A 542-nucleotide genomic window follows, 5' to 3' on the forward strand; every position below is an offset into this window, starting at 1 on the left:
CTTCGCCGAGGCGACACTGACCCAGGCCATCGAAAACCAGATTGAAAGCGGCGAACCGCCTGCGGCCAAGGCCACCTTCAACAAGCTGACCCTGGTCGGTTACGAGCGCGAGGACATCCTCAACCTGATGGCCCATGTGCTGGCCTTTGAAATCGACAACATGCTGGTGGAAGACCGCGCGTTCAACGGCGAGTGGTACGAGAACGCGTTGCGGGCGCTGCCGGAGCTGCCGCCTGAGATGGATCAAGGCGAGGACGAATACCCCGACTACACTCGAAGGTCAGGCACCGTAAGCGGTGCCGCCATCCTTGTCTGGAAGTCAGGAGTCGCCATGTCTTTTACCCCCGATCTGATCGCTGAACTGGAAGTACTCGCGCTGTTCAAACACGACAGCAGCCAGGAAGGCATCAAGATAAACAGCAACGCCGCCCCTGCCCTGGTCGCCGCAGCGCAACGCCTTCATGAAAAGGGCTGACCGATCAACCCGATGGCGGCTACCTGACCAGCCTGGGTCACGACGCCGTTGACAGTGTCCAGCTGCT

The 542-nt window shown here is 60.3% G+C and carries 1 pseudogene; it reads left to right on the forward strand.

Going from position 1 to position 542, the window contains the following annotated elements:
- Positions 1 to 331: 331 nt before the first annotated feature.
- A pseudogene (locus EOE48_RS30545) lies at positions 332 to 542 on the forward strand (TIGR02647 family protein); the annotation flags it as partial.

The sequence above is a fragment of the Methylobacterium oryzihabitans genome (genome assembly GCF_004004555.2).
Lineage (GTDB): Bacteria > Pseudomonadota > Alphaproteobacteria > Rhizobiales > Beijerinckiaceae > Methylobacterium > Methylobacterium oryzihabitans.